The sequence below is a fragment of the Actinomyces bovis genome (assembly GCF_900444995.1).
Lineage (GTDB): Bacteria > Actinomycetota > Actinomycetes > Actinomycetales > Actinomycetaceae > Actinomyces > Actinomyces bovis.
The window spans coordinates 90851-107942 of the sequence record NZ_UAPQ01000010.1 but is presented as its reverse complement, the minus strand read 5'-3'; the positions used below and the strand labels follow the sequence as shown (position 1 = coordinate 107942).

Genomic DNA, 17092 nt, shown 5'->3' with positions numbered 1-17092 from the left:
CCCAGGCAAACAGCAGCGGCAGACAAGGGAACTTGCCTGCCGCTGCTGACCCTTAGTCGATCCTGGCTGCTAACTCCGCCTGATTGTCAGGTATGCGCCAGGGACGGTGGCAGGGGGACCTGGCGGCGTAACTCAACGCGCACGAGTTCAGGGTCAGTCTGCTCTTGCGGCCTCTGGGGCAGGATGGCCGATTGCAGGGCTAGGCGCCGCAGCAGGGAGGCGGCAGTCTGTCTGACGTCTCGCTGCTCACTGAGGGCGGTGACGGCAGCGCCGTCCACCACCCCGATAATCACTTCCGCTGTGGCGGGGATTCCCAGAGTAGCGATGAGCCGGTCAACCGCTGCGTTGAGCTGCTGACGGCCCTCCCGGTAGGCGCGGCCCACCGGAGCAGTACCCCCAGCAGAAATCAGCTGAATGTAATGCCCGAGATAGGGCCCTTCGGAAGGCAGGGTCGCTGCCAGGATTAACTCGATGCAGCCGTCAAGGTCTGGGCGGCTTTGCAGGGCCTCGGCTTGCTCTGCCACCCGCTCGGCCCGGCGCGCCCATTTGCGGATATTGACCAAGCCTGCGTGATAAAGAAGGTCATCCAGGCCATTGAAGTAGTAGGTGGTGGCGGACAGAGAACAGCCAGCACGTTTAGCGACAGCCCGGTGGGTCACTGACGCCGGGCCGGACTCGTGGATAATCGCGGCGGCGGCATCAATGATGGTCTGTCGACGGGCCACACCCTTTGAGGTGGGGGCGCTGACTGCAGTCTCATCGTCAATCACGGCCTGGAACCTTACCGGACCGTTGTGAGTTAGGTGTTCCTCGCGCTCAAAGGTTGAGCGGGGAGACCTACGCCTGAATCTCCAGATCGCGGCGTGGTGCGACGTGTGAAACCAGAAGGGTTAGCAATGCCAAGGCAGAGATCGCGGTCAGATAGAAGGCGGGAGCAAGCCTGGAACCTGAACTTGCGGTCAGCCAGGTGGCAATGAAGGGGCAGGTACCTCCAAGCAGAGTGTTAGCCAGGTTGAAGGACAAGGCGAATCCCGAATAGCGGACCTCGGTGGGAAAACTCTCTGCCAGGAAAGACGCCAGCGTGCCGTCATTGGCGGTCAAGATGATGGCAAAGGCCACCTCACACAAGATGACTACCACTAGTGAGGTGTGGCTCATCAGTTGGAACAGTGGCACGGACAGCAGGATGAAAGCCACACAGGCAATGGTGAGCACTCGGCGCCTACCGATCAGGTCTGAGATATGACCCATGAAGAAGATCGAGAGGATGTAGATAGTCAGTGTCACAGAGGTGGCGAGGGTAGCGCGGGTCTCGGAGAAGCCAAGTTCATGCTGCACGTAGGTGGGCATATAGCTCAGCAACATGTAGAAGGCCACCGCATTGAGACAGCTCACCCCGAAGCAGGACAGCATGGCGCGGCGGTGGTCACGCAGCAGGATGCGCAGGGGCTCGTCCCAGTGCTGACGGCGTTTCCGGTCGGGCAAACGCCCCTCAGCCTTAGCCTTGGCGGCAGATTCGGCGACTAGGGCCTGATAAACGGGGGAATCCTCTAGGTGCACCCGGATGTAACGACCCACCAGGCCTAGCGGACCAGCCAAGAGGAAGGGCAGGCGCCAGCCCCAGCTGGTCATGGCGGCGTCGTCCAGGGCCCAGAACAGGCCGGAGGCAAATAAGGAGCCGACGAGCAGACCGCCAGCGGTTGAAGCGGGTACCAGGGATACGTAGACGCCGCGTCTGCCAGGCGGGGCGTACTCCGCCAGGAAGGTGCCAGCGCCCGCGTACTCACCAGAGGCGGAGAAGCCCTGGCACATGCGTAGAAGCACTAGCAGAGCTGGTGCCCAAATGCCCAAAGCTGAGTAGCCGGGCAACAGTCCCACCAGGAAAGTCGCGCCAGACATGATGAGAATGGACCAAGAAAGCGCCCAACGGCGTCCGCGCTTGTCCCCCAGGATGCCCCAGATAATGGCGCCTACCGGTCGTAACACGAAACTGGTGGCGAATACTGCGAAGGAGGACAAGAGTCTGCCGGTGGGCGAGAACTCGGGGAAGAAGACGTTTCCGATTACGGCGGCCAGGTAGCCATAGGAGGCGTAGTCGAACCACTCGATGAAGTTGCCGATAAAAGATGCCTCAGCGGCCCGACGCACGGCAACGGCGTGTTCGTGGTCGGTCTGAGGGGGATGGACAGGTTTGGTCGTGTCGGTCATTTGAGCCTGCTTCCGTCTGGGACGCACGTGCCAGTATCAGGGAGGCAGCGTGCCGAATGATTATTAAGTTGCCTGTGGGGTGGTCCTGCCTACACCGGTTAGGCGCAGGCAGGACCACCCCATGGCGTATTTCAGGAGGCCGGGGAGGCGGTGGCCTCTGAAACCGTGGTCACCCCCCGGCGTCGGTTGACGGCGTCGACGATGATCGGGGCGAACCCGCCCCCGATGATCAGCAGGCCGCCTAGTGCACCGATAGGAGTGAGGTTCTCGTGGAAGATCAGGAAGCCACAGATAATGGCTACCGGACACTCCCAGTAGGAGATAGTGGACATCTCGACCGCTGGCAGGTTGCGTCCGGCGACGACTAGCCAGCCAATGGCAAATAGTCCACAGAAGAAGAACAGGGAGAAAGCCCAGGCCCAGTTGCCGGCGGTGAAGGTGGCCACGCCGTGCCAGGGCTTGAGCAGCAGCGACATGCAAATTGTGGCAATGGCGGCCCAGAGGAAGTTCCAGGTGCCGCGCACCACTGAGTCCACGTCCTTGCGGTAGCCATTGAAGAACAGGGCGAGGCCGTAGAGCACGCCGGAGAGAAGCCCCAGGAAGTCGCCCAGAGGCTTCTTCGGGAACTCGGCAGAGGTGACCTCCAGGTTGAGGCCGAAGACCAGCGAGCCATCCTTGTAGTCAATGACGCCAATGGTAAAGAGCATGCCCAGGAACACCAGGAAGAGGAAGAACCCGTTGAGGGGACTGATCTTTTCCTTGCGGAAGATGCGCGCCAGGATCGTGCAGAACAGCGGGCCCGTGTAGATGAGGAAGACAGCGTTGGCGATCGAGGTGAGCAGAGTGGAGGAGATGTAGCAGCCCAGGGATAGGCCGATGGATACGCCTCCCATAATGATCGGGAAGCTGAGCTTAGTCGTCTTGAACAACGCTACCTTCCTGGTCAGTAGGAGGAGGATGACGAAGCCGACTAGGCCCATGCCCATGCGGCCGAAAGCAAGGAAGGAGCCAATGACGGACTTGTCATTGGGAATAAGACCTTTAGTTGCGCCCCGGGACAAAGTTCCGACCAGGCCCATGCCGGTGGCTGAGAGCACCATGGCCAGGGCACCCAGCGACTTGTTCATGACGTAGTTGCCGGACGTCGTTGTCTCGGCAGCGGAGGTAGTGCTCATGGTCATCCTTAATTGTGAGTTTATGGCTGGCAGGAGCCGCTGTGGCGGCGGAGCATGGTCCACCGCCACAGCGGCTACCCATGTCTGGGGCAGGTCTTTGGAGGCCTGCCCCTAGAAGCGCCCGGCCAACTCAGACGAGGGTGGGGTCCTCAACCTGGTTGGGGAAGTAGTCCTCGCAGCCGCCCTCGCGGTACACGTCCGCAGTGGCGCAGTGCAGTGCACCACCGAAGGGGTAGGCGTCGCGGAACGGAACTGGGATGACGTTCATGCCCAGCTTGTCCATCTGCTCCATCTGGTGGACCTCGGAGGCCTCGCAGATGACGGTCTTGTGGTCTAGGACCAGGCAGTTCATGGACAGCCACACGGAGGAGTAGCACAGCGGCGGCGGGGTGGTGTGAGCCGGCTCGGCGGCGTCCACGATCTGCCAGTCGTTGGCCTCGAAGATCTTGCGCTGCTCTTCGGGCAGACGGCGGTGCGGGTTGTTGATAATCAAGCCCGGCCGCAGCGGCACGAAGGTGGCGTCGATGTGGATCGGGTAGGGGTCACCCGGGAAGTTGACTGCGTGCACCCGCAGGTCGGGGTAGTAGCGCTTGAACCACTCCATGGCTGTGCGGTTGGTGGTCAGGCCGTGCTGGATGAACAGGTCCTTGCCTAGGCGCAGCACGTCGGCGGCGTCCCACATGGGCTCTACTTCGGTGGTGACAAAGTCCTTGGCGGCGGTGCGCTCGAGGCGCTCCTCCAGGGAGATCTTCTCGTCGTAGTAGTTGTGCTTGTAGGAGGCGTCGGTCAAGCGCGGGCGGGGAGCCTGGGTCCACTTGAACTCGGGGTCCTCGTCGAAGTACTGCTTCATGAGCGGCCAGTAGGCCAGGTACTCGAAGTAGCGGCAGCGGAAGGAGTTGGCGGATGCCATGATCTCGTTGCCGATGGTGAGCAGGATGTCACGCGGCGGCATACAGGTCATCATGGAGTCGTTGCGGAAGTCCGGCGTCTGGATGTGCTGGTTCCACTGCAACGGGGTGGGGCGGTCGACCTTAACGCCGTGGTCCTCCAGGGTCTTGGCCAGGAAGTCGAGTTGGGCGGCGGCCTTCTCCACAGTCTCCAGCGGGCGCGGGCCCCACATGCCGCGCATCTCGGAGTCGATCGGCACCTTCTCGGAGGTGGCGGGCTCTTCGGGTGGGATGACTGAGTTCTCTGCACGTCCGACGATGACGTGCTTGAGCGGGTCGAAGTCGTTCCACGAGTTGACGATCTTCGTCATGAGAAATCACTCCTTTGTGAATGCGGCATTATGCCGCAAGATTCGATACATCGATGGAGGCTAGATATCCGTTGCTAAAAAGAAAACCTCCCTCCTAGACTTTATGAGGCTGGATGCCGGAAAAGATCCACCGAGTTGTGGGACAAGATCCCGGTTTGTGTAGCGGACTGTATTCAGCATCATCAGCAGTACGACAAGAGTGTAGGGCAGTGCTCCGATGATCGTGCCAGTTTGGACTGTGCCAACCACGCTTTCGCCACCAATGCTGAGGAGGAGGAAGGCGATGATGGCAATGCCTGCGACGAGCGCAACGCTAAATAGTCGCGATGGCCTAGACGCCGAGGAAACAAAGCCGCTCAGTGCGTGAACCCCTGAGTCCAGTGATGTCAGATAGTAGGTACCGACCAAAATGGTGGCGGCGAGTAAGAGGGCGAAGGCTACTGGTTGGTAAGGCAATTCCCCTAGCATCACGAACAACCCGAGCGACGTGTCCTGCTCAACTGCCTTGGTAACGATACCGTTCTTTGTCTCGTCGTAGAAAAGGGCAGACCCGCCAACGACACCAATCCAGATGACGCAGATCATTGATGGGATTCCAAGGACTCCCACGACAAATTCGCGAACCGATCGTCCGCGGGAAATCCGGGCGATAAATGACCCAACGAATGGAGAGAAAGCCCAGCACCAGCACCAGATGAAGACGGTCCAGATACCGTTCCAGCTATCGCTCCAAGACTGCAACGGAGTCACCACCGAGCTGGCATCAGTCCAAGTTCCCATCCACCACATCGACCAGAGGTACCCACCGGCAGTCTGTGGCAGGATTGATAATAGGTACAGCGTCGGACCGGCAAGAAGCAGGCCAACGAGCAAGGCGATGGACAAAATGGAGTTGACCTCGCTGATTCGCTTCATGCCTTTTTCAATGCCCAGATAGACGCTAGCTGCAGCGAAAACGCCGATCCCTACGATGATGATGGTTCGGGTCATGTCGTAATTCTCAAGGCCGAAGGTTTGTCCTAGACCAGACGACAACTGCATGGCTGCAAAAGCGAATGAGGTTGACAGCCCAAAAACTGTTGCTAGGATCGCAACGATTTCAACTATCACCCCTATTGGCCGTCGAAGCTTCTCTGGGAATATCCCGACTAATGCGTCCCGAAAGGTCATCGCTTTGTTCCGGTTATGGAAAGAAAGCGCTAGGCATAAGGCGACCACACAATAGATTGCCCAGGCGTGCACCGCCCAGTGGAAGTAGCTCCAGATCAGAGCCCCGTCAACTTTGTCAACTCCAATGTGCCCCTGAATCGGATTGGTATCCTTGACCAGGATAGGCTCGGCCACAGACCAGAAGATCAACCCAATCCCCTGGCCGCATGCAAAGAGCATAGAATACCACGCGAAGCGACCATACTCGGGTTTTGCATCCTTCCCCCCTAACACAACCTTTCCGCGTTGACCACTCGCCATGTAGACACAGAAAGCCAAAGCCACCGTAGCCAACGTCACGAAATACCATGTAAAGTTACCAGTGACGAAGGTTCTGAACGACCCAATGGCGTTTGCTGCAACCGAGCTGCTGAGTACTGCGAACGTGACGACAGCACCCACAAGGACAAGGCTGATAGTTTTGATGATCAGGTCATCCCACCGCCGTGGTGTCACAGCCGAAACGGACGTGCAACACTCTGAGTCGGGATTGTCTGGATGTGTTTGGGTATCCATGATCTCCGGATCCCTTCGGGAACTCTTTCGGGGAATAGTAGCCATACCAGTGACGAAATATCAACGGGGCAATAGATTTCTTCCTATGTCTAATCGTGGAGAGCTTTACTAGTAGAGCCGCTTTAGGTGAGGGCCTTCGTGGGGAATTCTTTGCCGAGGACCTCGGTCATCCCAGCGATGATCGACGTGGTAAGAACCTGTCCCTTCTTAGCGGTCGATACTGCCGCTGAGGAAAGACAACCGGAGGGCGGGGTACGTTCGGGGATCGCGGGGAGGACATCATAAGGTGGGATATCTGCTGCGGGGAGATCCATGACCTTGTCCATATGGACGAGATCGGGGAAATGGAGCAACATCAGTGAAGTCTCCATGACACCGCCATGCTCAATATCCCAACCAGGGAATCCGTCTGGGTAGAGTTCTTCGATCGCCGCCTCGGATACGAAGTCCCAGTATGACAAAATGACGACCTTTGGCACCTGGGCACCAGAGTTCCTGATGTCCCTGAGAGCAAGGTCAACGCCTTCGTAAACGAACTGGTAATTCTCATAATGACCGTTGATGAAGGCGATCCGGGTCAGCCCGTGGCGATACAGTTCATTAAGCAGAGTCCGGGTGGTTTCGATGACATGACTGGCATCGAAGCCGAAAGTACCCACGATGTGGTTACCGCCACCTGACCGTTGCTGTGACTTATAGCCGAAGGTGATCGTGGGAGCGACGATCCCGTTGACTTCGGCCGCGGTAAGTTCGGCCATCAGAGTAGACAGCATAGTATCAACGCCGAGAGGCATATGGGGGCCATGCTGTTCCACCGAGCCAACTGGAACCAAAGCAATCACGTCGGGGTCTGCGACTTTCTCCCGATAGGTGAAGGCATCCATTCGCATAATGTTGAGTTCGGTCATTGTTTGGCCTTTCGATGAGGTGTGGGGCACTTAGTGAGGCGCGGCGATGCTGTCAGCTGGCTTTTGTCGTGCAGGGACGGTTTTCTTGGTGGAGAAAAGGATTTGCGAAATTCCGCCGAGGATGATGAGAGCGCCACCGATCATCTGGGGGACACTGATTGGTTCGCTGAAGAGAATGATTCCTAGGAAGGTGGCCATAATGGTTTCTTGGTAGGAAATTGTTGCAAGTTCTCCGGCGAGCAGGATTTTCGCGGCCACAGTGAGGAAGAAGAACGCTCCGAAGCCAGTGATGAAGGCAGCAATGACAAGGACGATCCAGCCGCGGGTGGTCATCTGGGACAGGTCAGGACGCATGAAGATGAGAATGATGCCGATGGTGCAAATCGCGAAAAGGAAGTTGAAAAAGGAGCGCACATTGGACTCGACGTCAGTGCGGTAGCGACTGAAGAAAAGAAAAAGGCCGTAGGCCACGCCGGAAGCGAGCGCAATGAGGTTTCCCGTCATATATTGGGGATCGAGGCTGAGGCTAACGGTGACACCGTCGGTGGCGGTGTAGTTGATGATGCCGATGATAAGCAAACACCCAACGAATACAGAGATCAAGGATGCCGCGGTGACTTTGGTGAAAGGTTCTTTAAGGAAGATGGTGGCCAACAGTGTCGAGTAGATAGGTCCTGTGTAGATGAGGAAGGCTGCGTTAGACAGCGTGGTCATCTGGGTCGACATGACATAGAGGCCTGAGAGAAGACCGAGGAAGATACCGGTCAAAAAGATGCTCGGGGTAAATTTGAGGGATTTGAGTTTCCCAAATTTCCCCGTAGCAAGGAAGATGATGGTCGTCGCAATGAAACCGGCAAAGCTGCGGTTGAAGGAGATGAACATGCCAGGTGCCTCGATAAACCTGGCAAAGGCCCCAATCCCACCCATAAGGCTGGACGAGAGAAACATGAAGCCGAAGCCCGCAAGCTTTTGACGGCTTTGCGCATCCATTTCGAGTTTACTCCTCTTTGAGTAATCGTAGGGTCCTGGGCGGACCGGAAGGTCCGCCCAGGGATTGATTGAAGTGTGGTGGTTAGACCCGGGTTGGGTCCTCAACCTGGTTGGGGAAGTAGTCCTCGCAGCCGCCCTCGCGGTACACGTCCGCAGTGGCGCAGTGCAGTGCACCACCGAAGGGGTAGGCGTCGCGGAACGGAACTGGGATGACGTTCATGCCCAGCTTGTCCATCTGCTCCATCTGGTGGACCTCGGAGGCCTCGCAGATGACGGTCTTGTGGTCTAGGACCAGGCAGTTCATGGACAGCCACACGGAGGAGTAGCACAGCGGCGGCGGGGTGGTGTGAGCCGGCTCGGCGGCGTCCACGATCTGCCAGTCGTTGGCCTCGAAGATCTTGCGCTGCTCTTCGGGCAGACGGCGGTGCGGGTTGTTGATAATCAAGCCCGGCCGCAGCGGCACGAAGGTGGCGTCGATGTGGATCGGGTAGGGGTCACCCGGGAAGTTGACTGCGTGCACCCGCAGGTCGGGGTAGTAGCGCTTGAACCACTCCATGGCTGTGCGGTTGGTGGTCAGGCCGTGCTGGATGAACAGGTCCTTGCCTAGGCGCAGCACGTCGGCGGCGTCCCACATGGGCTCTACTTCGGTGGTGACAAAGTCCTTGGCGGCGGTGCGCTCGAGGCGCTCCTCCAGGGAGATCTTCTCGTCGTAGTAGTTGTGCTTGTAGGAGGCGTCGGTCAAGCGCGGGCGGGGAGCCTGGGTCCACTTGAACTCGGGGTCCTCGTCGAAGTACTGCTTCATGAGCGGCCAGTAGGCCAGGTACTCGAAGTAGCGGCAGCGGAAGGAGTTGGCGGATGCCATGATCTCGTTGCCAATGGTGAGCAGGATGTCACGAGGAGGCATGCACGTCATCATTGAATCGGTGCGGAAGTCCGGGGTGATGACAGGTTGGTTCCACTGTAATGGCGTGGGGCGGTCGACCTTAACGCCGTGGTCCTCCAGGGTCTTGGCCAGGAAGTCGAGTTGGGCGTTGGCCTTCTCAACAGTCTCCGTGGGTCGAGGGCCCCACATGCCGCGCATCTCGGAGTCGATCGGCACCTTCTCGGAGGTGGCGGGCTCTTCGGGTGGGATGACTGAGTTCTCTGCACGCCCAACAATGACATGCTTGAGGGGGTCGAAGTCATTCCACGAGTTGACGATCTTTGTCATTGTGTTCACTCCCTTGTGATGATGATCGTGTGAGGTTGTAGGTTTGTGGTGGGGCGGTTTTGTGGCCCTAAGGTTGGGGGCGGCCTCCTTTCTTGAGCGGCTCCGCGCCGTTGCGGTTTCCTGCTGGCCGGATCCGGCGTCAGTTCAGACGCAGGCGTCTGGGGCCTGGCTCTGGTAGCGGGAACCTGATGTCGTCAGGGCCGCCGTAGTTGCCCCCGGCGGTGACGACCGTGCCTGCCGTGCCCTCAATGAGAGCTTCGGCGTCCTCTAGGCGGCCGATGGCGGCCATGTCTCCTGTGAGCTCGACGAAGCGGCAGACCGCCTCGACTTTGGGTCCCATGGACCCGGCAGGCAGGTCCATGGCTCGCAGGGAGGCGGGGGTGGCCCGGTTCACCAGTTTCTGGGCCGGGGTGCCAAAGTCAGTGCAGACGCCGTCGACGTCGGTGAGGACGAGTAGGACGTCAGCCTCCAGGTGCTCGGCGAGGACAGCGGCAGTGAGGTCCTTGTCTACCACCGCTTCCACGCCTTGGAGCTTGCCCTTGGTGTTGCGGATGACCGGCACGCCGCCACCGCCCGAGCAGATAACGACCGCCCCGGCCTGGATCAAAATGCGTGCCATCCTGGTCTCAATGACTCGTTGTGGGCGGGGGGAACCGACCACGCGGCGCCAGTACTTGCCGTCTGGTTTGACGGTCCACCCTTTCTCCGCAGCCAGGGCCTTGGCCTCCTGCTCGTCGTAGACCTCTCCGACGAATTTGGTGGGGTTGGCGAAGGCCGGGTCCCCGGCCAAGACGAGGGTCTGGCTGACCAGGGAGGCCACGTGGCGTCCAGGCAGGGCGTTTTGCATGGCCTGCAGCAGCCAGTAGCCGATCATGCCTTGGGTCTCTGCCCCCAGGGTGTCCAGGGGGTAGGGCTCAGAGAGGCGCTCGTCATTGGCGGATTCCAGGGCCAGGGTGCCAACCTGGGGACCATTGCCGTGGGTGATGATGAGCTCGTGCTTCTCAGCGATGGCGGCCAGCTGCTTGGCGGCTACCTCCACGTTGGCGATCTGGGTGCGGGCGTCGGGTTTCTCTCCCCGGCGCATCAGGGCATTGCCTCCTAGAGCGGCGACGACGCGCATGGTCATTCCTCCCAGTTGCCTAGGGTGGCCACCATGACTGCCTTGATGGTGTGCATGCGGTTCTCTGCCTGGTCGAAGGCGATGTTGACCTCGGTCTCGAAGACGTCGTCGGTTACCTCTAGGCCGTCCATGCCGGTCTTGGCGTAGATGTCCTCGCCCACGGTGGTGAGGCGGTCGTGGAAGGCCGGCAGGCAGTGCAGGAACTTGACGTCCGGGTTGCCCGTGCGCTCCACCAGGGCAGCGTTGACCTGGTAGGGCTTGAGCAGGGCAATGCGCTCATCCCACACCTCCTTGGGCTCACCCATGGAGACCCACACATCCGTGTACAGGAAGTCGACTCCCTTGACGGCGTCGACGTCGTCGGTAATGGTGATGCGCGCTCCGGACTCCTTGGCCAGACGCTCGGCCTCAGCTACTACCTCAGCGGCGGGGGCAAGCTCTTTGGGACCGATGAGACGGACATCCATGCCCATGAGGGCGCCAGACAAGAGCAGTGAGTTAGCGACGTTATTGCGCGAGTCACCGAGATAGGCAAAGGAGATCTCCTTGATGTCCTTATTGCTGTGCTCGATCATTGTCAGTTGGTCGGCCAGAGCCTGCGTGGGGTGCCACTCGTCAGTCAGGCCATTCCACACGGGCACGCCGGAGAGCTCCGCGAGCTGTTCAACGTGCTCCTGCTTCTTACCGCGGAACTCAATGCCGTCAAACATGCGCCCCAGCACGCGGGCGGTGTCTGCCACGGATTCCTTGTGACCCATCTGGCTGCCTGAGGGGTCAAGATAGGTGACCGTGGCTCCTTGGTCATGCGCCCCGACCTCGAAGGCGCAGCGGGTGCGGGTGGAGGTCTTCTCGAACAGCAGGGCGATGTTCTTTCCCGTTAGGCGCTTGACCTCACGGCCTGCTTTCTTGTCGGCCTTGAGCTGGGCGGCCAGATTCAGCAGGATGCTCCATTCCTTGGCGCTGAAGTCAAGCTCCTTGAGGAAACTCCGGCCGGAAAGGGGGTGTGACATTTGGGGGCTCCTAGTGTGTCGGTGCTTTAGGTGGAAAGGTCAGATCAGGGCAGGGGCTTGCGTGAGACGGGGCAGCTCATGCAGTGGGGGCCGCCGCGTCCGCGGCCCAGCTCAGAGCCCGGAATGGTGTGCACCGTGATGCCCTGGCTGGCCAGGTACTCGTTGGTGTTGACATTGGACTCGTAGGTCACCACTACTCCGGGGGCGATGGCCAGGGTGTTGGCGCCGTCGTTCCACTGCTCGCGCGCAGCAGCGCGCAGGTCCTGGGGGGTGGTGAGGATATTGAGCTCGTCAATCCCCAGGGCAGCGGCAATCACCTCATGCATTGCCTCCGGCGGGTTCTCGGTGATGGTGAGCGAGCCGTCATCGGCGGGGCGCAGGGTGGAGGTGGGCAGCATTCCGGCGCCCACGTATTTGGTGAAGGTGCCGTAGTCAACCATGGTCATGATGGTGTCCAGGTGCATTTGGGCGCGGTTCTTGGCCATGTGCACGGCGACTACCTCGCGGATGCCGCCAGCGAATAGCCGGGAACTTAAGTATTCGACGCCTTGGGGGGAGGTGCGTTCGGAGACGCCGATCATGACGGCGTCGTTGCCGATGATCTGGATGTCTCCGCCTTCCATGGTGATTCCGGCGCCGGCGTCGCCTTCGCACCAGAGGGGGAAGTCGGCTTGGGCGAACAGCGGGTGCCACCGGTAGATGGCGCGGTAGTTCAAGGATTCCCGACGGCGGGCGGGATGCTGCATGGAGTTCACACTGACCCCCTGGTACACCCAGCTTGAGGAGTCGCGGGTGAACAGGTGGTTGGGCAGGGGGGTGAGCAGCAGGTCGTCGTCCTCCATTGAGGACAGGGTCATAGAGGAAACTGTGGGCAGTTGCTCCAGAAGCTCCTCTTTGGTGATGCCAGCAATAAGAATGTTGGCGAGTTCGGCAGCTGGAAGGTGTGCTGCCCAGTCCTGGATGCTGCTGCCCTGCCCACAGCTGCTCTTGCAGGAGCCGAGCACCTCCTCGATTAGGTAGGCGCGGGCTTCAGGCACCTCCAGGGTCTCGGATAGCAGGTCTTGCAGGTAGAGGACCTCAGCGCCATGGTCGGTCAGTACCTTGGCGAATTGGTCGTGCTCCTCTTGTGAACGTTCTAGCCACAGAACGTCGTCGAACAAGAGCTCGTCCTTGTTCTCGGGGGTGAGTCGCAGCATTTCTTTGCCGGGGCGGTGGAGGATGACACTCTCCAGTTCCCCGATTTCTGAGCCTATGTACGGTCGCATGATCACGTCTCTGTGCTTGGCGGTACGGGCGGGTGAAGTTGTGGCGGGACGGTGGCGGTGAGCCGCCGAACCTGAGTGGTACAAGTGTACCAATATTGTGACAAACCACTAGGGGGTGTAGGCAAATAGTGGTACATCTGTCCGAAAGTGAGGAAGGTCATTTCTGGCGCGGTGTCACCTACACGCAGAGGTGCTGCGATTGCAGCGTTTTCCTCAAGTAAGGCTAATTCTAGTGCGGTGCATTACACAAGAAGCGCTTGTATAAATCCACAGGAGAGCTTGAGTCTGAGGCCGTCCGGAAGCCTCCGCTGCCAGAGCTGGTAGCCCTGCCAGATGCGGGCCGAGGGTGGGTAGGGTGGCGGCGTGACCCCTCAGCCCGTTACCGGCACCCCCCTTGCAGACCCGCGCGGTGAAAATGCCCGCCCCGGCCTGTTCATCACCTTTGAGGGTGGCGACGGCGTCGGCAAAACCACCCAGATCGGCCTGCTCGCTGAACGCCTGCGCCAGGAGGGATGCGCGGTGGTTACCACCCGTGAACCCGGAGGCACCCCACTCGGCCAGGAGATTCGCCAACTGCTGCTGCACGGAGGAGAGGTCTCCCCGCACGCCGAAGCCCTCCTCTACGCCGCCGACCGCGCCCACCACGTGGACACAGTCATCCGCCCGGCCTTGGGCCGCGGCGCCGTCGTCGTCTGCGACCGCTATCTGGATTCATCAGTGGCCTACCAGGGGGCGGCGCGGGCGCTCGGCCCCAAGGAGGTGCGTGACCTGTCCCTGTGGGCCACCGGTGGCCTGCTGCCAGACTTGACGATCTTGCTCGACGTCGATCCGGGCCTGGCCGGGCGCCGCACCAAGCAGCGCGGCGCCAAAGATCGGCTAGAGCGCGAGCCGGATTCCTTCCATATCGCCTTGCGTGAGCAATTCCTGGCCTTGGCCGCCGCCGAGCCGCAGCGCGTTTTCCTCGTCGATGCCGGCCAGAGCATCGCGGAGGTGGCGGCGGAAGTGAACCGACTGGTGGCGGCACTCTTGAAAGCAAAAGGCGGGGGAGTGTGCCGAGAGGCGGGCACCACGGCTGGAGTTCTGCAGGCCTTCGCTTACGCCGCCGCGCGCATATCCCCCGGTGAGGTCTCGACTTCTGCAGGCCGCCCATGAGCGTGTGGGCGGACGTGGTTGGGCAGGAACCGGTAATCGCCCAACTGGAGGCCGCAGCTCAGGCCGCCCGGGCCATCGCTGAGGCGCGGGAGAAGAGCGCCGGGGTGCCAAGGCCCACCTTTAAGCAGGCCGCAGATCCCAGTCATAGCCCCGCCCCTGGGCACGCCTCAGGCGCCAGCCTGCCACCTAATGGCAGTACCCCGGATACCTCCGCCATGAGCCACGCCTGGCTGCTCACCGGCCCGCCTGGCTCCGGCCGCTCCACCGCCGCCCGGGCCTTTGCTGCCGCTCTGCAGTGCACCGGCCCGGTGCCCGGCTGCGGTGAATGCAAACCGTGCCGCGACGTCATGCACGGCGCCCACCCAGACGTGATTCGCCTGGCCACGGAAAAGCTCATCATCACCATGGAGGAAGCCAAAGAGCTCATCGGGCAGGCCCAGCGTCGCCCTTGGACTGGCCGCTGGCGAGTGATCTTGGTGGAGGACGCAGACCGCATGGCCGAGCGCACCACCAACGTCTTGCTCAAGTCCATCGAGGAGCCCCCGCCACAGACCGTCTGGATTTTGTGCACTCCCAGTGCCGACGACGTCCTGCCCACTATCCGCTCCCGCTGTCGCCTGGTCACCCTGCGCATTCCGGCGCCCGAGGCGGTGGCCGAACTGCTGGTGCGTCGCGACGGCGCCGACCCAGAGCTCGCCACTCGCGCTGCCCGCGCCAGCCAGTCACATATCGGCCTGGCCCGCCACCTAGCCCTGGATGAAGGCGCCTGGGAGCGACGCCGTCGCCTGCTGATGTCCCCCGTGTCCCTGCGCTCCGTGGGCGATGCGGTGCTCGCGGCGGCAGAGCTAGTGGACAATGCGGAGGAAGAGGCCAAGGCCACCACCGCGGAGCGCGATGCCCGAGAACGCGCAGAATTGCTGCGCGCCCTAGGCATTGAAACTGACTCCAAGGTCCCGCCGGCGATCCGCGCTCAGGTGCGGCAGTTGGAAGAAGACCAAAAGCGTCGCGCCAAGCGGGCCCGCACCGATGTGCTAGACCGCGCCATGATCGACCTGCTCTCCTTCTACCGGGATGTGCTGGCCACCCAGATGGGCAGCGAGGTGGAGCGAGTCAACGTGGACCTGTTAGACACGGTTGAGCAGGTGGCCTCAAGCACCGCCCCGGCGCAGTCGCTTGCGCGCATCGCCGCCATTGAGGAATGCCGTGAACGCCTGCGCACCTCCGCCGCGCCTCTGCTGGCGGTGGAGGCCCTCATGGTTCAGCTGCGCCCTCAGGCCTAAGGTCCGCCCGGCGCTGCTCTGCGGAAAGTAATTCGGCCTCTAGGAGGATGGGCGCTCGCCCCGGCGCCGCGTAATCTGTACCTGTGCTTGATACCGCTATTTCCCGCTCTGACCGCCCTGAGCGCAGCTCCCGGCAGCGCGCCCGCCACCTGTTCACCGGGATGCTGGTGCTCACCACAGCGGCGTCGCTGGCTTCTTGTGGGGGCTTGCCAGGTCTAAGCAAGAAGTCCAGCATCACCCCCACGCCGGCGGCTGCCCCAAGCACCGCCAGTGTGCCCACCGGCTTGGAGTCCTTCTACTCCCAGCAGCTTGACTGGCAGGATTGTGTGCCCGGTCCGAATGAGAACGCGGATAAGCTCCAAGGTGTCAAATGCGCCAAAGCCAAAGTGCCCTTGGACTACCAGGACCCCTCCGGCCCTAGCATTGAACTGTCTCTGAAAAAGCGGGCCGCCACTGAGAAAGCCATCGGCACCCTGTTTGTGAACCCAGGGGGTCCCGGCGGTTCCGGCACCGGGCTGGCAGTCAATTCCAAGACTCTCTTCTCCGAGGCGCTCTTAGCTTCCTACGACGTGGTTGGTTTTGACCCGCGCGGGGTTATGGACTCCACCGCCGTTGACTGCCTAACTGACGCTGAGCAGGACGTGGTCCGCTCCGGGCAGGTGGTGGACGAACTCAAGGGCACGGAGGCAGATCAACCACAGACCCTGGATCCCGCTAGTCCCACCGCCCTGGCAGCCCTGCAGAAGCAGAAGACCTGGCTGGCGCAGCGCTGCGCCCAAAAGACCACCCCGGGGCTGCTGGACCACATTGACACCATCTCCGTCGCCCGCGACCTTGACATTCTGCGCGCCGTGGTGGGAGCACCGTCCCTGACCTACCTGGGCTACTCCTACGGCACCTACCTAGGGGCCACCTACGCGGAACTATTCCCTGGCAATGTGGGCCGCATGGTGCTTGACGGCGCCATTGACCCCAGTCTTTCCGCCGCTGATGTCACCCGTGGCCAGGCGGCAGGCTTTGAGGCGGCGTTGCGAGCTTTTGTGAAGGACTGCCAGGAAGGCAAGTCTTGCCCGCTGAAAGGCGACGTCGACTCCGGTGTCGCGCAGATCCGGCAGCTGCTGGAGTCCATCCGCACGGCTCCGCTCAAGACCGCTGATCCGCAGCGCCCGCTCACTGAGGCTCTGGCCTCCACCGCGATTATCTCGGCGCTCTACCAGTCGGAGGTTTGGAGCGTTCTCAGCCAGGGCTTGGACCAGGCGATGAACCAGCAGGACGGAACCATCTTGGAGTACGTGTCGGACACGGTGGCATCTCGCAACCGTGATGGTTCGTACACGGGCAACGGGGATGAGGCGATCTCGCCCATCAACTGCCTGGACTACCCGGTGCAGGGTGACGAAGCCACCTGGTTGCAGCAGGCGCAGGAACTACAGACGATCTCCCCGACCTTTGGCCGCTACCTGTTGTTCTCAGATGCTTCCTGCCAGGCCTGGGGCCACACCTCAACCCGCGAGCGCAAGCCCATCAGCGCGCAGGGTGCCGCCCCGGTGCTGGTGGTTGGTACTACCGGGGACCCGTCCACGCCCTACAAGTGGTCGGAGGCCATGAGCAGTCAGTTGGCCTCCGCGCGACTGCTGACCTGGGAGGGCAATGGTCACACCGCTTATGGGCGTAAGGACGCGGGCCCCTGCGTGGTCAACACCGTGGATGCCTACCTGCTGGCGGGCACGCTCCCGGAGGCGGGCAAGACCTGCAAGGGCCAGGAGTGAGGCCAGCGCCTAGGCGCAGCTG

At 61.2% G+C, this 17092-nt stretch carries 14 protein-coding genes; 3 read left to right on the top strand and 11 right to left on the bottom strand.

Annotated elements, in window-relative coordinates:
• Positions 1–86 precede the first annotated feature (86 nt).
• The 11 genes from DR039_RS09740 to DR039_RS09690 all read right to left on the bottom strand — a co-directional run bounded on the left by DR039_RS09740 (position 87) and on the right by DR039_RS09690 (position 12869).
• Positions 87–770 (bottom strand): TetR/AcrR family transcriptional regulator, encoded by a 684-nt coding sequence (locus tag DR039_RS09740; RefSeq protein ID WP_174887830.1) that lies wholly within the window; start codon positions 768–770, stop codon positions 87–89.
• Between the two features lie 67 nt (positions 771–837).
• Positions 838–2208 carry an MFS transporter gene (locus DR039_RS09735; protein ID WP_111837166.1) on the bottom strand — a complete coding sequence of 457 codons (1371 nt, stop codon included), beginning with the start codon at positions 2206–2208 and terminating at the stop codon, positions 838–840.
• 131 nt (positions 2209–2339) lie between these two features.
• On the bottom strand, positions 2340–3383 hold the full coding sequence (locus DR039_RS09730) for a DMT family transporter (RefSeq protein WP_111837165.1): 1044 nt from the start codon (positions 3381–3383) through the stop codon (positions 2340–2342).
• 130 nt (positions 3384–3513) lie between these two features.
• On the bottom strand, positions 3514–4641 hold the full coding sequence (locus tag DR039_RS09725) for a serine/threonine protein kinase (RefSeq protein WP_111837164.1): 1128 nt from the start codon (positions 4639–4641) through the stop codon (positions 3514–3516).
• 60 nt (positions 4642–4701) lie between these two features.
• Complete coding sequence (locus DR039_RS09720) at positions 4702–6366, bottom strand: BCCT family transporter (protein ID WP_267489836.1); 1665 nt, start codon at positions 6364–6366, stop codon at positions 4702–4704.
• Between the two features lie 122 nt (positions 6367–6488).
• On the bottom strand, positions 6489–7274 hold the full coding sequence (locus tag DR039_RS09715; RefSeq protein ID WP_111837162.1) for a creatininase: 786 nt from the start codon (positions 7272–7274) through the stop codon (positions 6489–6491).
• A 30-nt stretch (positions 7275–7304) separates the two neighbouring features.
• Positions 7305–8264 (bottom strand): DMT family transporter, encoded by a 960-nt coding sequence (locus DR039_RS09710; RefSeq protein WP_229116929.1) that lies wholly within the window; start codon positions 8262–8264, stop codon positions 7305–7307.
• A gap of 82 nt (positions 8265–8346) precedes the next feature.
• The gene (locus tag DR039_RS09705; protein ID WP_111837161.1) at positions 8347–9474 is read right to left on the bottom strand and encodes a serine/threonine protein kinase; all 1128 of its coding nucleotides are present in this window, start codon (positions 9472–9474) and stop codon (positions 8347–8349) included.
• A gap of 139 nt (positions 9475–9613) precedes the next feature.
• A complete protein-coding gene (arcC, locus tag DR039_RS09700; RefSeq protein WP_111837160.1) occupies positions 9614–10594 on the bottom strand; it encodes a carbamate kinase in 981 nt (326 codons plus the stop codon).
• Between the two features lie 2 nt (positions 10595–10596).
• Positions 10597–11604 (bottom strand): ornithine carbamoyltransferase, encoded by a 1008-nt coding sequence (gene argF, locus DR039_RS09695; protein WP_111837159.1) that lies wholly within the window; start codon positions 11602–11604, stop codon positions 10597–10599.
• Between the two features lie 44 nt (positions 11605–11648).
• Entirely contained in the window at positions 11649–12869 is a 1221-nt protein-coding gene (locus DR039_RS09690) for an arginine deiminase (RefSeq protein WP_111837243.1), read from the bottom strand.
• A gap of 363 nt (positions 12870–13232) precedes the next feature.
• Between DR039_RS09690 and tmk the strand changes: the two genes are divergently transcribed.
• The 3 genes from tmk (at position 13233) to DR039_RS09675 (ending at position 17070) form a co-directional block, all read left to right on the top strand.
• Complete coding sequence (gene tmk / locus DR039_RS09685) at positions 13233–14021, top strand: dTMP kinase (protein ID WP_111837158.1); 789 nt, start codon at positions 13233–13235, stop codon at positions 14019–14021.
• Positions 14018–15301 carry a DNA polymerase III subunit delta' gene (locus DR039_RS09680; RefSeq protein ID WP_111837157.1) on the top strand — a complete coding sequence of 428 codons (1284 nt, stop codon included), beginning with the start codon at positions 14018–14020 and terminating at the stop codon, positions 15299–15301. The genes tmk and DR039_RS09680 overlap by 4 nt, the downstream gene beginning before the upstream one ends.
• 83 nt (positions 15302–15384) lie before the next feature.
• Entirely contained in the window at positions 15385–17070 is a 1686-nt protein-coding gene (locus DR039_RS09675) for an alpha/beta hydrolase (RefSeq protein ID WP_229116928.1), read from the top strand.
• Positions 17071–17092: the final 22 nt, after the last annotated feature.

What these genes read in the sequence shown, in the direction of transcription:
- DR039_RS09690 (WP_111837243.1), bottom strand. Translation starts at nt 12,869, where the DNA reads ATGCGACCGTACATAGGCTCAGAAATCGGGGAACTGGAGAGTGTCATC.
- DR039_RS09730 (WP_111837165.1), bottom strand. Translation starts at nt 3,383, where the DNA reads ATGAGCACTACCTCCGCTGCCGAGACAACGACGTCCGGCAACTACGTC.
- DR039_RS09710 (WP_229116929.1), bottom strand. Translation starts at nt 8,264, where the DNA reads ATGGATGCGCAAAGCCGTCAAAAGCTTGCGGGCTTCGGCTTCATGTTT.
- DR039_RS09680 (WP_111837157.1), top strand. Translation starts at nt 14,018, where the DNA reads ATGAGCGTGTGGGCGGACGTGGTTGGGCAGGAACCGGTAATCGCCCAA.
- DR039_RS09735 (WP_111837166.1), bottom strand. Translation starts at nt 2,208, where the DNA reads ATGACCGACACGACCAAACCTGTCCATCCCCCTCAGACCGACCACGAA.
- DR039_RS09705 (WP_111837161.1), bottom strand. Translation starts at nt 9,474, where the DNA reads ATGACAAAGATCGTCAACTCGTGGAATGACTTCGACCCCCTCAAGCAT.
- DR039_RS09715 (WP_111837162.1), bottom strand. Translation starts at nt 7,274, where the DNA reads ATGACCGAACTCAACATTATGCGAATGGATGCCTTCACCTATCGGGAG.
- DR039_RS09720 (WP_267489836.1), bottom strand. Translation starts at nt 6,366, where the DNA reads ATGGATACCCAAACACATCCAGACAATCCCGACTCAGAGTGTTGCACG.
- DR039_RS09725 (WP_111837164.1), bottom strand. Translation starts at nt 4,641, where the DNA reads ATGACGAAGATCGTCAACTCGTGGAACGACTTCGACCCGCTCAAGCAC.
- argF (WP_111837159.1), bottom strand. Translation starts at nt 11,604, where the DNA reads ATGTCACACCCCCTTTCCGGCCGGAGTTTCCTCAAGGAGCTTGACTTC.
- arcC (WP_111837160.1), bottom strand. Translation starts at nt 10,594, where the DNA reads ATGCGCGTCGTCGCCGCTCTAGGAGGCAATGCCCTGATGCGCCGGGGA.